This is a genomic window from Geobacillus sp. E263 (assembly GCF_007197795.1).
Lineage (GTDB): Bacteria > Bacillota > Bacilli > Bacillales > Anoxybacillaceae > Parageobacillus_B > Parageobacillus_B toebii.
This window is the reverse complement of sequence record NZ_CP041632.1, coordinates 475,515-496,519: the sequence shown is the minus strand read 5'-3', so window position 1 is coordinate 496,519 and position 21,005 is coordinate 475,515. Positions and strand designations below refer to the sequence as shown.

The following is a 21,005-nucleotide window of genomic DNA, read 5'->3' as shown; positions in this document are numbered from 1 at the left end:
TTATTGGAAATAAAATACATGCGACCATTCTACTAATTTGGAAAGAAAGATGTTCATGTTGGAATCTATGTAGGAAATGGTAAGTTCACAGGTTGTCAGACATCAACAGGCGTTGCAATTGCTGATATTATATAAATATAATGATAAATATTTAATATTTAAATATGAAAAAAAGCCGGCATCATGCCGGCTCCTTGATTATCTATATACTCTAACTTTTACGGTTCTGACGCCCCATTGGATAGCTTTTGCTTTTGTAGGCATGAATACGTCAATTTTGTTTCCTTTGATTCCGACTCCTTTATCCGCTGCAACCGCATAGCCGTAACCTTCCACATAAACCTTTGAACCTAGTGGAATTACCTTCGGATCAACGGCAATTGCTTTAATCGAAGGGTTTTTCTTTAAATTTAAGCCTGTAGCTGTTATTCCGCTGCAGCCTTTGCAGTTTACTGTATAAGCATATGCTTTAACGGTGAGTGTTTTGTACGCTGCTGTTTTGGCTGCTGCCTTTTTTACCGTAGTTTTAGCAGGCGCTTTGGTTGCCGTTCCTGAAATCTTTAAAACCTGTTTTGGTCTGATCAAATCGCTTTTAAGGTTATTCCAGCTCTTTAGCTGGCTGACAGTCACTTTATACTTTTTAGCTATGCCCCAAAGAGTATCACCACTTTTTACCTGATATGTGCCGGCTGCCGATGCAGCTCCTGAAAATCCGAACGCTAGAAAGATTGATGAAGTAATATATAATAGTAGCTTTTTCAAGATACTACTCCCTCCTTGCTTAAATTCGTAACAATAGAATACTTGCTTGGATTCGTACTAGGATTCGTAACAGTATAATATCAATAAAATATAACAATTATGTTTCATAGAGTTAGTAATTATGTTACAAAACGAAGACATAATTGTATCATCTTGTTCTTTCATATAAAAAAGGTGCACTTTATATCAAGTGCATCCGAACAATTGACATAGAACCAATCGAGTAGGAGAGGGTGATTAACCCTCGTCCTCTCACACCACCGTACGTACCGTTCGGTATACGGCGGTTCCATTAAGTCTGACGCAGAGATTCATATCGTTGATAAAGACTCTTCAGCCCTTGGCTCTCCCAATAGGAGTTGCCAAGGGCTTTATGCAAGATGGGACTAGCGGCCACTCTCCAATATTTCTTCCGAGTGTTTCCCCATTCATATGCTTTCCGCTTGGGCACTCCTAAACTTTGCAGTTTTCGGACTCTGGTTCTCGGAAGTTTCCACTCTTTCCATTGGCACATGCGCAGCCTTCGTCGAATCCATCCATCTAGTTCTTTGAACACACTTGGAGTCTCTGCTAACGAGAAGTATCCACACCATCCCAGAATGTACTGGTTGAGCTGTTCGATTCGCTCGAGCATGGGAATCGGTTTCGATCGACTCGTCATGGTGCGCATCCTTTGCTTCATGCGCCGAATACTTTCCTTTGCGATCCGGATTTTTGGCTCCTTATTTGGGGTGAAGCTAAAACCGAGGAATTTTCTCCTCCACGGTCGATCCACCCATGTATATCCTTCCTGAATATACTGCTTCGCCTTTTTCACCGCGTCGTGTCCTCTTCGACCGGGACGAAACCCGTAGCTGTGTTCCGAAAAGGATGGGTCAAAGATCGGCGTGAGCACTTGGGCGATGGCCTGTTGGATGAACCGGTCTGTCACGGTCGGGATTCCTAGTAACCTGACTCCTCCGTTCGGTTTCGGGATTTCTACCCGTCGGACCGGGCAAGGTTCGTAGGTCCCTTCTTCCAAAGCGTGCCGTATCACGTCCCAATGTTCTACCCGGACAGACCTCCCCGGGTAAGAGTGCAGTCTTTCCTTCCATCTATCTGCTTCATTTACTCGGTATCACCTTCGGCAGAAAGGGCTTCGTTTTGTCATGCAAACTCACCCAATGATACCCAGCCTCCTATGAAGTTCGTGTTCCTCAGACCGGAAGTTTGCCGCCCGCTTCCTTCAGATTCTGCGTCGCCGCAGACACCCTTGCGTTAAGCTAACTGCTACTTCTGCCTTCGCAGTTCGGGACTTTCACCCTATAGACTACACCCATGCCGGGCGCACATGAAAAAACGGACTTGCCGATAATGGCAAGTCCGTTGATTTATTTTTAAGCGTATGATTATCTGAACCTCCCGATGGCTAAAGCCACGGGGTTCTTGTGTACTATAGAGCTTCTTCCATACCTTCGCATGGATACTGACTCTAATTCCACAAGACTTTCATGGGCAAACACCTCACTGGTGCTTATCGCCCTGTGCGCCCGATTCAAGACGTTGGATTTTTCTTCTCTATAAGAGTAGTATACCATCTTTGACTACGTCAAAGCAATCGGTTCATCCCATGTCTAAAGACGGGCTACACCCTGCATGGGCTTTCTCCGATTGTACTTGTAATGGAGACGGTGGGAGTCGAACCCACGTCCAGAGATATCGCCACTTAAGCATCTACGAGCGTAGTCGGTATATTTCGGTTTCGCTGCATCTTCCGCCTACCGACAGGCCTCCGAGCAGCTAGCCTGATTGTTCTCTTCCCTCGTCCTCAGGCGGCGGACTCGGGCGTAGCCCACTCGTTATGAGCCCCTGCACCACCACGTGGGCGATGGCGGGAGGAGCTAGCTGCGTTTAATTAGGCAGCTAAAGCGTAGTTTTCTTTGCCAGTTATCTTTAAGTGACGTTTTTTACGAGGACGATCCCCTCGGCTCGCAGCTTAAGCGCGACCTATCCCTGTCGAATCCGTATCGTCCCCGTGATGGAGAAGCGATAACGATAAGCTTAAGCTTTGGATAACTGGCCTTTGCATTATTGATTATAACATAATGCATTTAGTTTTCAATGATGAAGTTTTGGAATCATATTTTTTGCCGTTTGTGTTATTTATTATAACATAATGCACTTAATTTTCAATTGTAAATTTTTGGAATTATATTTTTTGTCGTTCGCGAAAAGCACGTTCGATTTCCCGTTGCGCTTCTCTTCGCTTCATATCTTCGCGTTTGTCATATTTTTTCTTTCCTTTGCCAACGCCTAACAACACTTTGGCAAAACCGTTTTTAATATATAGCTTTAACGGAACGAGCGTATAGCCTTGTTCTTTTGTGTAACCAATCAGCTTATTAATTTCACGGCGATGAAGAAGAAGCTTTCTTGTCCGCAATGGGTCATGGTTATAACGGTTCCCTTGTTCATACGGACTAATATGCATATTATGAAGAAATACTTCCCCTTTTTCGACCTTCGCAAATGAATCCTTTAAATTAACTTTTCCAGCGCGAATCGATTTAATTTCTGTTCCTTGCAGGACAATCCCCGCTTCATACGTTTCTTCGATAAAATAATCATGATGCGCTTTTTTGTTTTGGGCAATCAGTTTCCCTTCACCTTTTGGCATACGACGTCCTTCCTCCTCATATCGTGCAACTATGATTTTAACAAAAAACGTGAAGAAGGAAAAGTCTCTTGCTATCGAGACTTTTCCTTATCGTTTTTTCTTTTTCTTCTTTTTTGCTTTTAGCTGTGGAACGTCTTCGTAAAATTTCTTTGATTTTTTCGCTTTTCCATTTTGTTTATTTGTTTTTTTCCGCTTTTTCCCTTCAATAACGACAGGTGCACTTTTTGCCTCTTTAGGACGGCGGCCTTTCATGCCGACAATTTCAAAGTCGACGATCCGCTCATCTTTGTTCACGTTAATGACACGCACGGTAATCTCATCGCCGATGCGGTACACTTTTCCGGTTCGCTCACCGATCATGGCGTAATGCCGTTCATCATAGCGATAATAGTCGTCCGTTAAGTAGCTGACATGAACAAGCCCTTCGATCGTGTTCGGGAGTTCGACAAAAAGGCCGAAGTTCGTAACCGAGCTAATAATTCCGTCAAACTCCATGCCGATTTTATCTTCCATAAACTCTGTTTTCTTCAAATCATCCGTTTCCCGCTCGGCTTCCACAGCGCGGCGCTCCATATCGGATGCGTGTTCAGCGATGTCTGGAAGCTTTTCGGCCCATTTTCGTTGGGTTTGTTCATCCATTTGCCCATTAATTAAGTACGTGCGAATGAGACGGTGCACAATTAAGTCTGGATAACGGCGGATCGGAGATGTAAAATGCGTATAAAAATCGGTCGATAATCCGTAGTGACCGAGACTTTCCGCGTCATAGCGCGCCTGCTTCATCGAGCGAAGCATCACCGTCGATATGACCATTTCTTCCGGCTCGCCGCGAACCGCTTCTAAAATTTCCTGGAGCGCGCGCGGATGAATTTGGTTTCCTGTCCCTTTGACGACGTAGCCAAAGTTTGTAATAAATTCGAGAAAACGCTGCAGCTTTTCTGGTTTTGGATCTTCGTGAACACGATAAATAAACGGAACGTTTAACCAATGAAAATGTTCAGCGACCGTTTCGTTCGCCACCAGCATAAATTCTTCAATAAGCCGCTCCGCCACCGATCGTTCACGAAGCACGACATCATAAGGTTTTCCATTCTCATCCACAAGCACTTTTGCTTCTTTAAAGTCGAAATCAATTGCACCGCGCTTCATCCGTTTATTGCGCAAAATTTCCGCAAGCTCTGCCATCAATTCAAACATCGGCACAAGCGGTTCGTATTTTTTTCTTAGTTCCTCGTCTTTATCAACGAGAATTTTGTTCACATCCGAATACGTCATCCGCTCTGTCGTACGAATGACGCTTTGAAAAATTTCATGGCTGACGACTTCGCCGCGTTCGTTAATTTCCATTTCACATGAAAGTGTTAAGCGATCGACTTTCGGATTTAAGGAGCAAATGCCGTTCGATAAACGATGCGGAATCATCGGAATGACGCGATCCACCAAATAAACGCTTGTCCCTCGTTCGTACGCTTCGCGGTCAATTGGCGAGCCTTCTTCCACATAGTAGCTGACATCGGCAATGTGGACGCCAAGCTTGTAATTCCCGTTCTCAAGCTTAGTGACCGTTACAGCGTCGTCTAAGTCTTTCGCGTCTTCTCCGTCGATCGTGACAATCATTTGATCGCGCAAATCGCGGCGGCCTTGCAAATCTTTTTCCGAAATCGTATCGGAAATGCTGTTGGCGTGTTCGATGACTTCATCTGGAAATTGCAAAGGAAGGCCGTGTTTATGAATAATCGATAAAATATCAACACCTGGGTCGTTTTTATGTCCGAGAATTTTAATAACTTCTCCTTCGGCGCTCATTCGTCCTTGCGGGTACGATGTCAACCGCACAACCACTTTATGTCCTTCCACAGCGCCGTTAGCGGCATGTTTCGGAATAAAAATGTCATTGACAATTTTTTTATCATCCGGAATGACAAATCCGAAATACTTGCTTTCCGTATAAGTTCCGACAACTTCGGTGACACCGCGTTCTAAAATCCGTACAACCGTTCCTTCCCTGCGGGCGCCTGACGATTCGGAATGCACACGCACTAATACGGTATCGCCATGCATCGCGTTTTTCATCTCGGAAGGCGGGATGAAAATATCGTCGAGCGACGGATCTTCCGGCACAACGAAAGCAAACCCTTTTGCGTGTCCGGACACTTTTCCGCGCACTAAGTTCATTTTTTCCGGCACACCGTAGCGATTGCTTCTCGTACGCACAACAAGCCCTTGTTCTTCCATAGCGACAAGCGCCTTTACAAATTCCTTGAACTCTGCCGCATCGGTAATACCGAACGCTTCTTCCAACTCTTGAACAGTAAGAGGCTTGTACGCCTCGTCCCTCATAAACGTTAAAATTCGATCGACTAATGATTGATCCATTATTTTCCTCCTTTCGATAGGTTACCAATCCAATGACTCTAAAAACTCATAAACATCTTCATGCAACTGTTCTTTTTCTTTATCTAGCGTAATGACATGCCCCGACTCTTCATACCATTTGATTTTTTTCACTGGTGATTCAATGCCGTTATAAATAATATTGGCACTATCAGGGTTAATCATTTCATCGTGACGCGCTTGCACGACAAATATCGGTGCATAAATCAAGTCGATATGGTCACGTACATCCGCAATCAGCTCTTGCAGCGCCTTTAACGTTTTCATCGGCGTCTTTTTAAATGCTTCCATTTCTTTTTCAATTTGTTCTGGCGTTTTTCCTTCCCGTTTTTTATATTCGCGCGCATACTTTAGCACACCTTGATACATGGTTTCTTCGCTTTTAATATACATCGGCGCGCACATTGGAATAATTCCCACTACAGGTACAGTGTAACCTAATTTGAGAGAAAATACGCCTCCAAGCGATAATCCTGCCACTGCAATTTTTTCGTATCCTTTATTTTTTAAAAATTCATAAGCGTTCATGACATCTTGCCACCAGTCATCCGGTCCGGTATGTACAAGCTCTTCCGGCGGCACCCCATGGCCTTTATAAATTGGCGCATGGCATGTATATCCTTTTGATTCAAGAAAACGGCCTAACATTCTTACATCCGACGAGTTTCCAGTAAAACCATGCAGCAATAACACGGCGCGTTCTCCTGCTTCAAAGAAAAATGGCTTTGGTGGGACGATCTTCATGATGCACAACTCCTTTCTTTTTATGAAAAACAGAAAAGGCAGCCCGAGTAAATGGTTGGACCGCCCCCATTGTTTTCATCATTAAAGTTGCATATACGTCACCGCAATCGATAATACAAAAAACAACACTGCCAGCACAACCGTAATGCGCTGCAATATCGCGTCCAATCCGCGCGCTTTTTGCTTTCCAAACAGCTGCTCCGCACCGCCTGTAATGGCGCCGGAAAGGCCCGCGCTTCTTCCCGATTGCAACAAAACGATCACGATAAGTCCTATCGAAACAATGACTAACAATGTGACAAGCAATGTATGCATTGCCTAATCCTCCTTTAAAAACACGCACTACAATGCTTTCAGTTTAACATAAACGCGGAGCTTGCACAATAGGAATGAGGAGCATGCATTATTCATTATAGCAAATTTCTTCTAAAACAAAAAAATAATCCATTATTTTATGAAATAAAAAGAACCTAACCGAACGATTCGGTTAGGTTCCCTTGCTTAATCATTATTTTTTCAAGTTATAGAACGATTTAATGCCGTTGTAAATCGCTGTGTCGCCAAGCTGATCTTCGATGCGAAGCAATTGATTGTATTTCGCGACGCGGTCGGTGCGGGAAGGTGCCCCTGTTTTAATTTGGCCGGCGTTTGTCGCTACCGCGATGTCAGCGATCGTGCTGTCTTCCGTTTCACCAGAACGGTGGGAAACAACGGCAGTATATCCAGCGCGTTTTGCCATTTCGATCGCATCGAACGTTTCGGTTAATGTACCGATTTGGTTGACTTTAATCAGAATCGAGTTGCCGACACCTTTTTCAATTCCTTCCGCTAGTTTTTTCGTATTTGTTACGAATAAATCGTCACCGACAAGCTGTACTTTTTTGCCAAGGCGCTCTGTTAATAGTTTGTGGCCTTCCCAGTCGTTTTCATCTAAACCGTCTTCGATCGAAATGATTGGGTATTTCGAAACAAGTTCTTCATACCATGCGACCATTTCTTCGGACGTTCTTACAACGCCTTCGCCTTCAAGATGGTATTTGCCGTCTTCTTTGTTGTAAAGCTCGGAAGAAGCAACGTCCATCGCAAGCATAACTTCTTCGCCTGGTTTGTAGCCGGCTTTTTCAATCGCTTCAATGATCGTTTGCAGCGCTTCTTCGTTCGATTTTAAGTTTGGCGCGAATCCGCCTTCGTCACCAACAGACGTATTGTAGCCTTTTGCCTTTAATACCGCTTTTAAGCTATGGAAAATTTCTGCGCCCATGCGAAGCGCTTCACGGAAGCTTTTCGCGCCGACAGGCATAATCATAAATTCTTGGATGTCTACATTGTTATCCGCATGCGCGCCGCCGTTTAAAATGTTCATCATCGGTACTGGCAATGTTTTCGCGTTAAATCCGCCAAGATATTGGTATAATGGCATATCTAATTCATCTGCTGCTGCGCGCGCTACTGCCAAAGATACGCCTAAAATCGCGTTTGCCCCTAATTTACCTTTATTTTCCGTGCCGTCTAGTTCAATTAACGTTTTGTCAATGCCAACTTGATCTGTCACTTCAAAACCGATAATCGCTGGTGCGATAATTTCATTGACGTTTTCCACCGCTTTTAATACGCCTTTTCCAAGATAACGGCTTTTATCGCCGTCACGCAATTCCACTGCTTCGTATTCTCCCGTTGATGCACCGCTTGGTACTAATGCGCGGCCAAAACCGCCATCTTCCGTATATACTTCGACTTCTACTGTCGGATTGCCGCGAGAGTCTAATACTTCACGTGCGTATACATCTACAATTGCAGACATGTTCACACTCTCCTTTTAATTATTTTTTTATTAATGTTTTTCCTGTCATTTCTTTCGGCTGTGGCAAGCCAAGCAAATCAAGCATCGTTGGCGCTAAATCGCCTAAAATGCCGTCTTTGCGAAGCTCGATTCCTTTTTTCGTTACGATCACTGGAACCGGATTTGTCGTATGCGCGGTTTGCGGTTTGCCATCCGGCGTCAATACTTCATCCGCATTTCCATGGTCTGCGGTAATAATGGCGATGCCGCCTTTTGCAAGAATCGCATCCACAACTTTGCCAAGGCACTCATCCACCGCTTCGATCGCTTTAATCGTCGGTTCTAATTTTCCTGAGTGGCCGACCATGTCCGGGTTCGCATAGTTTAAAATGATCGCGTCGTATTTATCTGCTTCAATTTCTTTTAGGAGCGCATCCGTCACTTCGTAAGCGCTCATTTCTGGTTTTAAGTCATATGTGGCGACTTTTGGCGAGTTGATTAAAATGCGGTCTTCGCCTGGAAACTTCTCTTCCCGTCCGCCGTTCATAAAGAACGTAACGTGCGGATATTTTTCCGTTTCCGCGATGCGAAGCTGGCGCAATCCATGTTGTGATAGGACTTCACCGAGCGTATTATCCAGATTTGTCGGTTTAAACGCGACATAACCTTTTACGGTTTCACTAAAGTGTGTTAGGCATACAAAGAACAAGTTTTTCGGATGTTTCGGACCACGGTCGAACTCGCGGAAGTCTTCGTTCGTAAACGTGTTCGAAATTTGAATCGCCCGGTCTGGCCGGAAGTTGTAGAAAATGATCGCGTCTTCATCTTTAATCGTCGCCACAGGCGAGCCGTCTTCACGCACGATGACCGATGGAAGCACAAACTCGTCGTAAATGCCATGTTTATAAGAATCTTCAATGCACTCAAGCGGATCGCGATAGGTTGGTCCTTCTCCATACACCATCGCGCGATATGCTTTTTCGACGCGCTCCCACCGTTTGTCGCGGTCCATCGAGTAATAACGGCCGGATAAGGTTGCGATTTCCCCGACGCCATACTCTTTTATTTTTTCTTGTAATTCTTTAATATATTTCGGCGCCGTTTGCGGTCCGACATCGCGGCCATCTAAAAAGCCGTGGATGTAGACGTTTTTTACGCCTTCTTTAGCGGCTAATCTTAATAGCGCATATAGATGGTTAATATGGCTATGAACGCCGCCGTCAGAGAGAAGACCGAAAATGTGCAAATTCGTTCCTTTTTCTTTGACATGATTCATCGCCGCTAAAAACGTTTCGTTGCGGTCAAACTCTCCCTCGCGAATCGCAATGTTTACGCGCGTTAAGCTTTGGTATACAATGCGGCCGGCGCCGATATTTAAGTGGCCGACTTCCGAGTTTCCCATTTGTCCTTCTGGAAGCCCGACCGCCTCGCCGCATGCAGTTAATGTAGCGTGCGGATATTCATTCCAATAACGGTCAAAGTTCGGCTTTTTTGCTTGTGCGATCGCATTGCCATATGTTTCTTCGCGAAGCGCAAATCCGTCTAAAATAATTAACGCCACTGGTTTTTTACTCATGTTGCCCAGCCTCCACTAATTGTAAAAATGATTTCGGATCGAGGCTTGCACCGCCGACAAGGGCGCCATCAATATGTTCTTGCGCTAAAAATTCGCGAATGTTTTCCGGTTTTACGCTGCCGCCATACTGAATGCGTACAGCTTCGGCCACTTCCGGCGAAAAGATTTTTGCAATGATTGAGCGGATATGGCCGCACACTTCATTGGCATCTTCAGCGGTCGATGATTTGCCAGTGCCAATCGCCCAAACTGGTTCATAAGCGATGACCACTTGTTTTGCTTGTTCCGCGGTTAAACCGGCAAGCGCTTTTTCTACTTGCGCGCCAACAATGTCATTCGTTTTGCCGCTTTCCCGCTGTTCTAACGTTTCACCGCAACAAACAATTGGAATAAGCCCGTGTTTAAAAGCAGCAAGCACTTTTTTATTCACCGTTTCATCCGTTTCCGCAAACATTTCGCGGCGTTCGGAATGACCGATGATCACGTAAGTAACACCAATATCTTTCAACGCAACTGGGCTAATTTCGCCAGTAAACGCTCCTTTGTCTTCAAAATGCATATTTTGCGCGCCAATTTTTAAATCAGATCCTTGCGCACTTTGCACAAGCCGCTCTAAAAATAGGAAAGGTGCGCAAATGACGGAATCGACTTGTTCGGCAGGCGGGACAAGCCGTTTTACTTCTTCAACGAAGTTTACCGCTTCCGTCAATGTTTTATGCATTTTCCAGTTTCCTGCGATAATTCGTTTTCTCATGATTGATTCCTTCCTTTCTATGAACGGAGTTGACGCGTTATTTATCGTTTAACGCCACCACTCCAGGAAGTTGTTTTCCTTCCATAAATTCTAGCGATGCACCGCCACCGGTGGAGATATGGTCCATTTTTTCCGCTAAGCCAAATTTTTCTACTGCCGCTGCCGAATCGCCGCCGCCGATGACCGAATATGTATCGACAGCATCCGCTAACGCTTGGGCAACCGCTTTTGTTCCTTCGGCAAAAGCATCCATTTCAAATACTCCCATTGGACCGTTCCAAACAACAAGCTTGGATTTCATAATAACATCGCGATAAAGCTCACGCGTTTTCGGCCCAATATCGAGCGCTTCCCAATCGCTTGGAATCGCATCAATCGAAACGACTTTCGTATTGGCGTCGTTCGCAAACCGATCGGCTACGACAACATCAACCGGCATATAGAAGTTAACGCCTTTTTCTTTCGCTTTTTCCATAAACGATTTTGCCAGTTCAATCTTATCTTCTTCTAGCAGTGATTTGCCGATTTCATGGCCAAGCGCTTTAACAAACGTATACGCAAGACCGCCTCCAATAATGAGGTTGTCTACTTTATTAAGCAAGTTTTCAATAACGCCAATTTTATCTTTTACTTTCGCGCCGCCAATGATCGCCGTAAATGGACGGTCTGGGTTAGAAAGAGCTTTTCCAAGCACTTCAATTTCTTTTTCCATTAAAAATCCAGCAACGGCTGGCAAATAGTGTGCAATTCCTTCTGTAGAAGCATGAGCCCGATGGGCAGCACCAAACGCATCGTTCACATAAATATCGGCCAATTCAGCAAATGCTTTCGCAAGCTCTGGATCGTTTTTCTCTTCACCTGGGTAAAAACGAACGTTTTCTAGAAGCAATACATCGCCTTCATTCATTTTCGAAATGGCTTCTTTTACTGCATCGCCGTATGCCTCATCAGTTTTTGTCACATGTTTTCCAAGCAGCTCGCTCAAACGCCGAGCAACCGCATTTAAGCGTAACTCTTCGACGACTTTTCCTTTTGGGCGGCCAAGATGGCTCGCTAGGATCACTTTTGCACCTTGTTCCATTAAATAACGAATCGTTGGAAGTGCTGCGCGAATGCGTGTGTCGTCTGTAATCGCACCATTTTCCATCGGCACATTAAAGTCGACGCGGCAAAACACTCGTTTTCCTTTCACATCTACGTCTCGAACCGTTTTTTTGTTCATGGCGCTATGCCCCCTTTTTGATGATATCGTTCCCACAAACGAAGAGGAGTGGGGATAATTCCCCGCTCCCCCTCTTCACCATCTTATTATAGACTTGATTGCCCGATAAAAACAATCACCATCGATTATAAGCCTTTTGATGCAATATATTCTGCAAGATCAACCACACGATGAGAGTAGCCTGTTTCGTTATCGTACCAAGAAACAACTTTTACCATTTTTCCTTCTAGAACCATCGTGGAAAGTGCATCGATTGTCGAAGAAGCAGTGCTGCCGTTATAGTCACGAGATACTAGCGGCTCTTCGCTGTAAGCCAGGATGCCTTTCAATTCGCCTTCCGCTGCTTCTTTCAATGCTGCGTTGACTTCTTCAACAGTTACTTCTTTTTCAAGCTCCGCAACAAGGTCAACAACAGACACGTTTGGTGTTGGTACGCGCATTGCCATACCGTTTAGTTTTCCTTTTAGTTCAGGAAGTACAAGCGCAACCGCTTTTGCTGCACCTGTTGTTGTCGGAATAATCGACTCAGCAGCAGCACGTGCACGGCGTAAATCTTTATGTGGCAAGTCTAAGATTTGTTGGTCGTTCGTATAAGAGTGAACCGTTGTCATCATTCCACGAACGATACCGAATTTTTCATGAAGCACTTTCGCAAATGGCGCTAAGCAGTTCGTTGTACAAGAAGCGTTGGAAATAATGTGATGGTTTGCAGGATCGTATTTGTCTTGGTTTACACCCATCACGATCGTAATATCTTCGTTTTTCGCTGGTGCAGAAATGATGACTTTTTTCGCGCCAGCCTCTAAATGTTTTGCCGCGTCTTCACGTTTCGTGAAGCGACCTGTCGATTCAACGACAATGTCCACACCTAATTCGTTCCATGCTAGTTGAGCTGGATCGCGTTCCGCTTTTACAACGATTTCTTTTCCGTTTACAACGATATTATTGCCATTCACTGATACTTCCGCGTCTAATTTTCCGTGAACAGAATCATATTTCAAAAGATGAGCTAATGTGTTTGCATCCGTTAAGTCATTTACCGCCACTACTTCAATATTCGGATTTTTTAATGCCGCACGAAAAACATTGCGACCAATACGGCCAAAACCGTTAATACCAATTTTTACTGCCATGGATAGTTCCTCCTTTAAAAAATGGTTGTATATATTTAAGGGATGTTACTCCCCTAGTAACGCTCTTGCTGCACCTTCATCGGTAATAAGAATGGAATGAGGCGCTCGTTTCATATACGCCTGAATGGCTTTTGCCTTGGAAGATCCTCCAGCCACCGCAATGACATGTTCGACACGCGGAAGGTCTTCCAACTGAATGCCAACCGTTTTCACTTTATGCACAACTTCTCCTGCTTCATTAAAGTAATAGCCAAACGCTTCGGCAACCGCATGTCGTGCTTTAATTTTCTCCATATCCTCTTTTGAGGTTTTCCGGCGTTCTGCCATTGTGACAGCATCACCGATTCCATGCACGACCATGCGACATGATTTAATGAGTTCCAGCACTTCTTTCACCGTCGGCTCTTCAATTAAAGACTCATACGCCTCGCGGCTTAGATGGTCAGGAACATGAAGAAGCCGATAATTTCCTAACGCTTTTTCCGCCATCCTTGCACAAATTGTATTTGCTTGGTTTTTCACATCCTCACCTAAGCCGCCCCTTGCAGGAACAAATAAAATATTGTTTAGCTTCGTATCGGGAGTCATCATCTCGGCAACAGCGGCAAGGGTTGTTCCTCCAGTCACTGCCACAATATCGCCATTTGTCAATCTTTCTTTCATGCAGGTCACACAAGCTCTTCCCATTTCTTTTTTTACCCAAGGAGAAAGGTCACTATCTCCAGCAACAACGATAACCCCTTCAATATGAAGTTTCTCCATTAATTTTGTTTCTAAATCTTTTAGGCCTAATAATTCTCTCATGACATCCTCGAGCGTATGCAACAATTCCTTGCCTTCTTGGGTCAAACTCATGCCGGCGGAACTGATGGTTAGCAAATTTTGCTCTTTCAAAAACTGCACTTCCGAACGAAGCACACGCTCAGTTATTCCTAAACTGCCCGACAGTACTCTCCTCCCGATTGGCTGCATCAGCGAAATATAGTGCAAAATACGATATCGTTTTTGCATAACTTCAAGAAGGTCGGGCAATAATTTTTTTTGCGCTTCAATTAATGATTGCATTGGTCCCCTTCTCCTTGCAAAATATATGGACATTAATTGTCCCGCTATGACTTATTATGTCCCGCTTGTGTGAAAAAAATTCCCCCTGCCACAATTTCATTGTAACAGGAGGAATAATCATGTTCAACTATTTCCAACCTCAAGTAAACGCTTTCTTATGACATCTTTTTGAACTATGCCAAAAGCTACTTCTTCCCCATCGATTTCGACAACCGGAATCATCAATTGATATTTTTCCAGCAAAACATCATCTTGATAAATATCAATTTCATTGATTTGAAACGAGAATTCCTTTTGCAGTTCTTGCAACACTTGTTTTGCTTTATCACATAACGGACAGTTTGTTTTCGAATATAAGTTGATGATCACTTGCTGTCACTTCCCTACATACTGTTTTCGTTTTGCAGAAGATGGAATATGCAGTTGTTCGCGATATTTTGCGACCGTTCTGCGCGAGATCACCACACCGTATTGCTCATGTAATAAATCGGCGAGCTTTTGGTCAGAAAGCGGCTCCTGCTTATTTTCCTGTTCAATTAACTGCTTGATAAACATTTTTACTTTTACAGAAGAGGCAGCATCTTCATCCATGTAAACAGAAGAAACAGCGCTTGAAAAAAAGCGGCGAAGTTCCACTGTGCCAAACGGCGCTTGAACATATTTGTTTTTTACCGCGCGGCTGACAGTAGATTCGTGAATGCCAAGCTCTTCCGCAACTTCGCGCATTGTAAGGGGCTTTAAGGCTGCAAAACCAGTTTCAAAACATTGTTTTTGTTTATCGACAATGACATGCATAATGTTCAGCAATGTTTGTTTGCGCTGTTCCAGACTTTTTGCTAACCATAAAAACTGGCGATATTTATCTTTTACAAACGCGTGAACCTGCCCGTCTTGACAGCTGGAAATCTTTTGCTCGTATCCCCGATTCCAGATGAGTTCCGGATGCACATCTTCATTGTAAAAAATGCGCCAATCACCTTCTTCGCTGCGTTGGACAATTATATCGGGAACAATAAAATGCGGTCTCTCTTTTGTATAATGGATGCCAGGACGCGGTTCAAGCGTGCGAATTAAATCCCATACACGCTGCAATGAAGCGATATCCACGCCAAGTTGTTTCGCCAACGTTTTCCAAGCTTTTTCGACAAATAACGAAAAATGGTGCTGTATAATCTGTTCCGCGAATTCATCGCGATATGGTAAGCGCTTTAACTGTAAATATAAACATTCTTGCAAGTTGCGGGCGCCAACGCCAGCCGGCTCTAATGACTGAATGATCTGAAGCGCCTTTTCTGCTTCCTGTTTGGAAATAGCAAATCGTTCTGCAATTTCTTCGATATTTACCCGCAAATACCCATCTTCATCAAGGCAAGCAATCATATAATGCACGATGCGTTCTTCGTGTTCCGAAAGCGAAAGAGCTGGAAGCTGTGCAGTTAAATATGATGAAAGCGTTTCCGAATAAGTGCTCATATTTTCAATCCACTGCTGTTTTTCCTTATCCGATAAGTTGCGGAAGTTTCGCTTTAACCGGTAGTCGCGAATTTCGAGAAAAGGATTTTCCAACGACTGCTCATACAAAAAGGACTGTAATTCCACAGCAGAATATTGCAATAGTTCAATCGCTTGAGTCAATTCCTTTGTAAGCGATAGCTTCAGTCGCTGCTCCTGCAATAATTCGGCCCTCATTGTCAAGCCCCCTTTTTTTTATTGTACAATACTGTCGCCCCGGCGGTATATAAAAAAATAATTGTTAAACCTATTGTTTATAAAACCATTGGCGGTGACTGAACTTTATCCGTCATTCAAAAAGGCAGATTGGTACGCCAACAGTCGATCATCGAGCCAGACTGTTGATTATATTATATTCAAGGCACAAAAAAACCTGCTACGTTTCGCAGCAGGTTTTCACTTGATACGCCCTCGGCAGGATTCGAACCCACGCTAAGAGAACCGGAATCTCTCGTGCTATCCACTACACTACGAGGGCATTATATTTAGTTGCTATTATCAGTTGCATATTCAATTATATTGAAAACACCTTTATATTGCAAGAGGGAAAATGTGTTTAAAAAATGAAAAAGAGGTTATGATGAAAAAAGGGATGTCCTACGTTTATAGCGAATAATAATAAAGTAAGGCCGATATTTTTTGTTTGACCTTCATTGACCATTTAGGTATGATAGAGGTACATATGATTAAGCGATTGGTAAAGGAGGAAGCTTCATGAATTTAATTCCTACAGTTATTGAGCAAACAAGCCGTGGAGAACGTGCTTACGACATTTATTCTCGTTTATTAAAAGACCGCATTATTATTCTTGGCAGCCCAATTGATGACCAAGTGGCAAACTCGATCGTTTCCCAATTATTATTTTTAGCGGCCGAGGATCCTGAAAAAGATATTTCGCTTTACATCAATAGCCCAGGTGGTTCGATTACTGCTGGCTTGGCAATTTATGATACGATGCAATTTATTAAGCCAGACGTTTCTACAATTTGTATCGGTATGGCTGCTTCGATGGGTGCGTTCTTGCTTGCCGCAGGAGCAAAAGGAAAACGGTTTGCCTTGCCAAACAGCGAAATTATGATTCACCAACCGCTTGGCGGCGCGCAAGGTCAAGCCACAGAAATTGAAATCGCCGCAAAACGGATTCTCTTCTTGCGCGATAAGTTAAATCGCATTCTTGCTGAAAATACTGGCCAACCAGTCGAAGTGATTGAACGCGATACAGACCGCGATAACTTCATGACGGCGCAAAAAGCACAAGAATACGGCATTATCGACCGTGTATTAACACGCATCGATGAAAAATAAAACATGAAAAAACAGGCTGCTTCGCTTGACATAGAAGCAGCCTATTCTTTATTTTTCTTTTTGTACATAGTTTGCCAATTTTTCAATTGCTTCGTTTTCATCCGGACCATCCGCAATCAACTTAATGACAGAACCGGTGCTGATCGCAAGGCTCATTAGCCCCATAATGCTTTTTGCGTTCACTTTCTTTCCGTCTTTTTCTAGATAAATATCGGAAGAAAAGCGATTCGCTTCCTGAACAAACAACGCTGCCGGGCGTGCTTGTAATCCCGTTTTTAATCGCACTTCTACTTGTTTCTCTACCATTCTCCATCTCCCCTTTTTTATAATGACTTATGAAAATCAACAGGCTTACCTGCCCGCAATCGTTCCGCAATCTCATCAATTTTTCGCAGACGGTGATTAATTCCTGATTTACTAATCTTTCCACCGGATACTAACTCGCCTAATTCTTTTAACGTTACGTCTTGATACATCATCCGCAATTCCGCAATTTCCCGCAATTTATCAGGAAGGGCGCTTAATCCGATGGTTTCATCAATATAACGAATGTTTTCTACTTGGCGAAGCGCTGCGCCAATCGTTTTATTTAAGTTTGCTGTTTCGCAATTGACAAGACGGTTTACCGAATTTCTCATATCGCGTACAATGCGAATATCTTCAAAGCGCAATAACGCTTGATGTGCCCCAATAATATTTAAAAACTCAGAGATTTTTTCCGCTTCTTTTAAATACGTAATAAACCCTTTTTTTCGTTCCAATGTTTTGGCATTAAGAAAAAAGTGGCTGTTCATTAATTCACATAATGAATTGTTATGTTCTTCATAAAGAGAAAAAATTTCTAAATGGTACGATGACGTTTCCGGATTGTTTACAGATCCTCCGGCAAGAAACGCACCGCGCAAATAAGAACGCTTACAGCACTTTTTTTTCACTAATTCTGGTGAAATCACGCGAATTAGTGAAAAATCCTCCTTCAATATTTTTAAATCCTTTAATAGTTCATGAGCGCCGTCAATAATTCGAACGATGTATACATTATTTTTTTTCAGGCGCATTTTTTTTCGAACCAATAGTTCTACTGTTACCGTATACCCTTTTTTTAAAAGAGTATAAATTCTTCGCGCGATCGCGGCATTTTCCGTTTGCACATCCACAATCATTTGCTGATTGGAAAAAGACAGCAAACCATTCATGCGCAGAAGCGCTGACAATTCTGCTTTTAAACAGCACGGTTTCACTTCCAAATTCGTTAGTTCTTTTTTCGTTTCTGACGCAAACGACATGGTTAGTCACCTCCAACGGTTCATTCATCGTAATCAGGAGGAAGGAGGTGCTGTAATCAGCGAAATAAGTAACGATGCCACTTTTTTCGTATCGTGACGAATGACGTGATCTTCATAGCTGACGATATTATCGCGAATCACTTGAATTCCTAAATCGATGAGCCGGTCGCTATCATCCTTCACCGGTTCCGCCAGCTCTTCTGCATAACGTTTTTGAATTTCTTCCGGAATATGACCATTATTCACAACAACGACATCCAAAAATAAACATCCCATATGGTCATGGAGCGCTTTGACATGGTCGCTTACCGTGTAGTGCAGCGTCTCACCCGCTTGGGTCATCACATTACATATATACACTTTTTTTGCTTTTGCTTGACAAACTTCTTGCCCGATTTTCGGCACAAGTAAATTTGGCAAAATACTCGTATATAAACTTCCCGGACCGATGACGATCAAATCCGCAGAACGAATCGCTTCAATCGTTTCTGGAAGCGGTTCAATATTTTCCGGTGTCAAAAATACTTTTTTAATCCTTTTGCCGGAATAAGGAATTTTCGATTCTCCAGAAACAATGACGCCGTCTTCCATTTCCGCATGAAGAACGACGCTTTTATTCGCCGCTGGCAATACTTGTCCGTGCACTTTCAGCACTTTGCTCATCTCGCGGATGGCTTTGACAAAATCGCCGGTAATGGACGTCAACGCTGCCAAAATTAAATTACCTAACGAATGTCCTGATAGACCGTTGCCGTTTTTAAATCGATGTTGGAACAATTCAACAATAAGCGGCTCGACATCTGACAGCGCTGCCAATACATTACGCACATCTCCCGGTGGCGGAATGTCTAGTTCATCGCGCAATCTTCCTGAGCTGCCGCCATCATCAGCGACAGTAACGATTGCCGTAATATCAATGGCATACTGCTTCAAGCCGCGCAACAATACAGGGAGCCCTGTTCCGCCGCCGATAATGACAATCTTAGGCTGATGCTTCACACTCATTTATGCTTTTCCTTTCTCCTCTCCATGTCACGGTGGGACACATGGGTTTTATAATCTTTCGAAAAATAACGGGCAATATATTCGGCAATGGCAACCGACCGGTGCTGACCCCCTGTACAGCCGATGGCGATCACAAGCTGGCTTTTTCCTTCTCGCATATAATGAGGGAGCATAAAGGCTAATAAATCAATTAGTTTTTCAAGAAATTTCTGCGTTTCACTCCACTTTAACACGTAGGAGGAAACTTCTTCATCCAACCCTGTTTTCGGCCGCATATGGTCAATATAATGAGGATTTGGCAAAAAGCGGACATCAAAAACTAAATCAGCGTCAATCGGAATGCCGTATTTAAAGCCAAACGACATCACGTTGACGGTAAACGTCTGTTGCGTGTGAGAAGAAAATTGCTGTAAAATTTTTTCCCTTAACTCCCGTGGCTTTAAATCAGATGTATCATAAATAATTTGCGCCCGCCCTTTTAACTCTTCGAGCAATTTGCGCTCTAAACGGATGCCTTCAAGCGGCAATCCATTTGGGGCAAGCGGGTGTGTGCGTCTCGTTTCTTTATATCGCGCCACAAGCGTCGAATCTTTCGCATCTAAAAATAAAATCTGCGGCGTCACCCATGATTGCTCCGCCAACTCGTCTAGCGCGGTAAACAAACTATCGAAAAAGTCACGGCTTCGCAAATCCATTACTAACGCCACTTTATTCATTTTATTCCCCGACTCTTTCATCAACTCCAAAAATTTTGGGAGCAACGTCGGCGGCAAATTATCGACACAAAAAAAACCTAAGTCTTCAAAACTCTGAATAGCGACCGTTTTTCCAGCGCCAGACATCCCTGTTATAATCACCATTTGAATATGGTTGGCCGAACCTGTGCTCATGCCTCTCCCTCCACTCTATTAACTGGGATCTAACCGATAGGAAAGCAGCTCAAAATCTTTCGTATATATAAACGTCCCGTACATAATGTCTGATCCTTTTAGCGCGTAATCTAAAATATGGTAATCACCTGGTGCCATCGGAAGCTGATGGATTGTTTCCATCGGATGCCATTCCAACTTTCCTTCTTCGGAATATGGAACATTTTCTCCGTCAAATTGTTCGGCAAAAAAAGTAAACATCATCCATTCAGAAACGATTTGTTCTTGTTCTTTGATGACCATCGTAAAAATTCCTTTGAGCTTTGGGTTTTTTAAGTAAATCCCTGTTTCCTCGCGATATTCGCGAATACACGCTTCGCGGATGGATTCCCCTTGTTCCATCTTTCCTCCCGGGGCAACCCACCAACCCCGTTTCGGTTTTTGCAGTAATAAGACTTTTCCATCTTTTAGTAAAACGCAATTCGTCACGCGTTGCAACACGCTCACCTCAACATCACTACATAACATCCAAAGTCTTAGAATCCCATTTACTTTATTATACTATTTCTTACAGTTCGCTACAACGAAGAAAAGCGGAAGGCGCCCGCTTATCGGCGAAACGCGCTAGAGGACCCGCGAGGAGGCTCAGACCAAACAAAGTTTGGTCTTGCGTGGGTTACTCAGAGAAGTTAATTCAATGTGTCGCCGCCACAGCGGGGCCGAAGCGTCGCGAGCCGATGGCGCCTGGAGCTAGACAATAAGAAAAGCGGAGGCGGCGCGAACAGCTCTCGAAGCGAAATGTTCTTCGACCGCTGAAGTGCTTGCACTTCAAGGGAGAAGGTTATTTCGCACAAGAGAGCTAGCCGCCGAGCTAGCCAACGAAGAAAAGCGGAAGGCGCCTCCGCAACACACACATACTTGTTCACACATAAAAAAAGAAGC

The 21,005-nt window shown here is 43.8% G+C and carries 19 protein-coding genes, 1 tRNA gene, 1 other RNA gene and 1 pseudogene; 1 reads left to right on the top strand and 21 read right to left on the bottom strand.

What is annotated here, in order from left to right:
* Nucleotides 1-198: 198 nt before the first annotated feature.
* The 16 genes and pseudogenes from FNL97_RS02450 to FNL97_RS02370 form a co-directional block, all read right to left on the bottom strand.
* Nucleotides 199-762 carry a 3D domain-containing protein gene (locus FNL97_RS02450; RefSeq protein WP_041269738.1) on the bottom strand — a complete coding sequence of 188 codons (564 nt, stop codon included), beginning with the start codon at nt 760-762 and terminating at the stop codon, nt 199-201.
* A gap of 292 nt (nt 763-1,054) precedes the next feature.
* Nucleotides 1,055-1,840, bottom strand: a pseudogene (locus FNL97_RS02445) (group II intron maturase-specific domain-containing protein); the annotation flags it as partial.
* Nucleotides 1,841-2,421: 581 nt separating this feature from the next.
* Nucleotides 2,422-2,776, bottom strand: a transfer-messenger RNA (tmRNA) gene (gene ssrA / locus FNL97_RS02435).
* 174 nt (nt 2,777-2,950) lie between these two features.
* On the bottom strand, nt 2,951-3,418 hold the full coding sequence (smpB, locus tag FNL97_RS02430; protein WP_062678964.1) for an SsrA-binding protein SmpB: 468 nt from the start codon (nt 3,416-3,418) through the stop codon (nt 2,951-2,953).
* Nucleotides 3,419-3,505: 87 nt separating this feature from the next.
* Complete coding sequence (rnr, locus tag FNL97_RS02425) at nt 3,506-5,794, bottom strand: ribonuclease R (protein ID WP_143414988.1); 2,289 nt, start codon at nt 5,792-5,794, stop codon at nt 3,506-3,508.
* Between the two features lie 21 nt (nt 5,795-5,815).
* Nucleotides 5,816-6,556 (bottom strand): alpha/beta hydrolase, encoded by a 741-nt coding sequence (locus FNL97_RS02420; protein ID WP_143414987.1) that lies wholly within the window; start codon nt 6,554-6,556, stop codon nt 5,816-5,818.
* An 81-nt stretch (nt 6,557-6,637) separates the two neighbouring features.
* Complete coding sequence (gene secG, locus FNL97_RS02415; protein WP_143414986.1) at nt 6,638-6,871, bottom strand: preprotein translocase subunit SecG; 234 nt, start codon at nt 6,869-6,871, stop codon at nt 6,638-6,640.
* 193 nt (nt 6,872-7,064) lie between these two features.
* Nucleotides 7,065-8,357 (bottom strand): phosphopyruvate hydratase, encoded by a 1,293-nt coding sequence (eno, locus tag FNL97_RS02410; protein WP_143414985.1) that lies wholly within the window; start codon nt 8,355-8,357, stop codon nt 7,065-7,067.
* 19 nt (nt 8,358-8,376) lie between these two features.
* Nucleotides 8,377-9,912 (bottom strand): 2,3-bisphosphoglycerate-independent phosphoglycerate mutase, encoded by a 1,536-nt coding sequence (gpmI, locus tag FNL97_RS02405; RefSeq protein WP_143414984.1) that lies wholly within the window; start codon nt 9,910-9,912, stop codon nt 8,377-8,379.
* A complete protein-coding gene (gene tpiA, locus FNL97_RS02400) occupies nt 9,905-10,666 on the bottom strand; it encodes a triose-phosphate isomerase (protein WP_015865021.1) in 762 nt (253 codons plus the stop codon). The genes gpmI and tpiA overlap by 8 nt, the downstream gene beginning before the upstream one ends.
* A 37-nt stretch (nt 10,667-10,703) precedes the next feature.
* On the bottom strand, nt 10,704-11,888 hold the full coding sequence (locus tag FNL97_RS02395; protein ID WP_015865022.1) for a phosphoglycerate kinase: 1,185 nt from the start codon (nt 11,886-11,888) through the stop codon (nt 10,704-10,706).
* A 125-nt stretch (nt 11,889-12,013) separates the two neighbouring features.
* Complete coding sequence (gene gap / locus FNL97_RS02390; RefSeq protein ID WP_062677274.1) at nt 12,014-13,021, bottom strand: type I glyceraldehyde-3-phosphate dehydrogenase; 1,008 nt, start codon at nt 13,019-13,021, stop codon at nt 12,014-12,016.
* A 45-nt stretch (nt 13,022-13,066) separates the two neighbouring features.
* A complete protein-coding gene (locus FNL97_RS02385; protein WP_097353829.1) occupies nt 13,067-14,086 on the bottom strand; it encodes a sugar-binding transcriptional regulator in 1,020 nt (339 codons plus the stop codon).
* Between the two features lie 123 nt (nt 14,087-14,209).
* Complete coding sequence (locus tag FNL97_RS02380; protein ID WP_143414983.1) at nt 14,210-14,455, bottom strand: glutaredoxin family protein; 246 nt, start codon at nt 14,453-14,455, stop codon at nt 14,210-14,212.
* Nucleotides 14,456-14,461: 6 nt separating this feature from the next.
* Nucleotides 14,462-15,775, bottom strand: coding sequence for an RNA polymerase factor sigma-54 (gene rpoN / locus FNL97_RS02375; protein ID WP_062677271.1), 1,314 nt, complete (start codon nt 15,773-15,775; stop codon nt 14,462-14,464).
* A 229-nt stretch (nt 15,776-16,004) separates the two neighbouring features.
* A tRNA-Arg gene (locus tag FNL97_RS02370) sits at nt 16,005-16,076 on the bottom strand.
* Between the two features lie 236 nt (nt 16,077-16,312).
* On the opposite strand from FNL97_RS02370, the gene clpP reads away from it, so the two are divergent.
* On the top strand, nt 16,313-16,903 hold the full coding sequence (gene clpP, locus FNL97_RS02365; RefSeq protein ID WP_015865027.1) for an ATP-dependent Clp endopeptidase proteolytic subunit ClpP: 591 nt from the start codon (nt 16,313-16,315) through the stop codon (nt 16,901-16,903).
* Nucleotides 16,904-16,951: 48 nt separating this feature from the next.
* Here clpP and FNL97_RS02360 read toward each other — a convergent pair whose 3' ends face one another.
* Genes FNL97_RS02360 through FNL97_RS02340 form a run of 5 tightly spaced genes read right to left on the bottom strand, consistent with a single transcriptional unit; the run spans nt 16,952 to nt 20,561 of the window.
* A complete protein-coding gene (locus FNL97_RS02360) occupies nt 16,952-17,209 on the bottom strand; it encodes an HPr family phosphocarrier protein (RefSeq protein ID WP_015865028.1) in 258 nt (85 codons plus the stop codon).
* Nucleotides 17,210-17,226: 17 nt separating this feature from the next.
* Entirely contained in the window at nt 17,227-18,189 is a 963-nt protein-coding gene (whiA, locus tag FNL97_RS02355) for a DNA-binding protein WhiA (RefSeq protein ID WP_062677270.1), read from the bottom strand.
* Nucleotides 18,190-18,222: 33 nt separating this feature from the next.
* The gene (gene mgfK, locus FNL97_RS02350) at nt 18,223-19,194 is read right to left on the bottom strand and encodes a gluconeogenesis morphogenetic factor MgfK (RefSeq protein ID WP_015865030.1); all 972 of its coding nucleotides are present in this window, start codon (nt 19,192-19,194) and stop codon (nt 18,223-18,225) included.
* Nucleotides 19,191-20,084: an RNase adapter RapZ gene (rapZ, locus tag FNL97_RS02345; RefSeq protein WP_143414982.1), complete on the bottom strand. Its 894-nt coding sequence runs from the start codon at nt 20,082-20,084 to the stop codon at nt 19,191-19,193. The genes mgfK and rapZ overlap by 4 nt, the downstream gene beginning before the upstream one ends.
* Before the next feature lie 18 nt (nt 20,085-20,102).
* Entirely contained in the window at nt 20,103-20,561 is a 459-nt protein-coding gene (locus FNL97_RS02340; RefSeq protein ID WP_062677267.1) for an 8-oxo-dGTP diphosphatase, read from the bottom strand.
* Between the last annotated feature and the right edge of the window lie 444 nt (nt 20,562-21,005).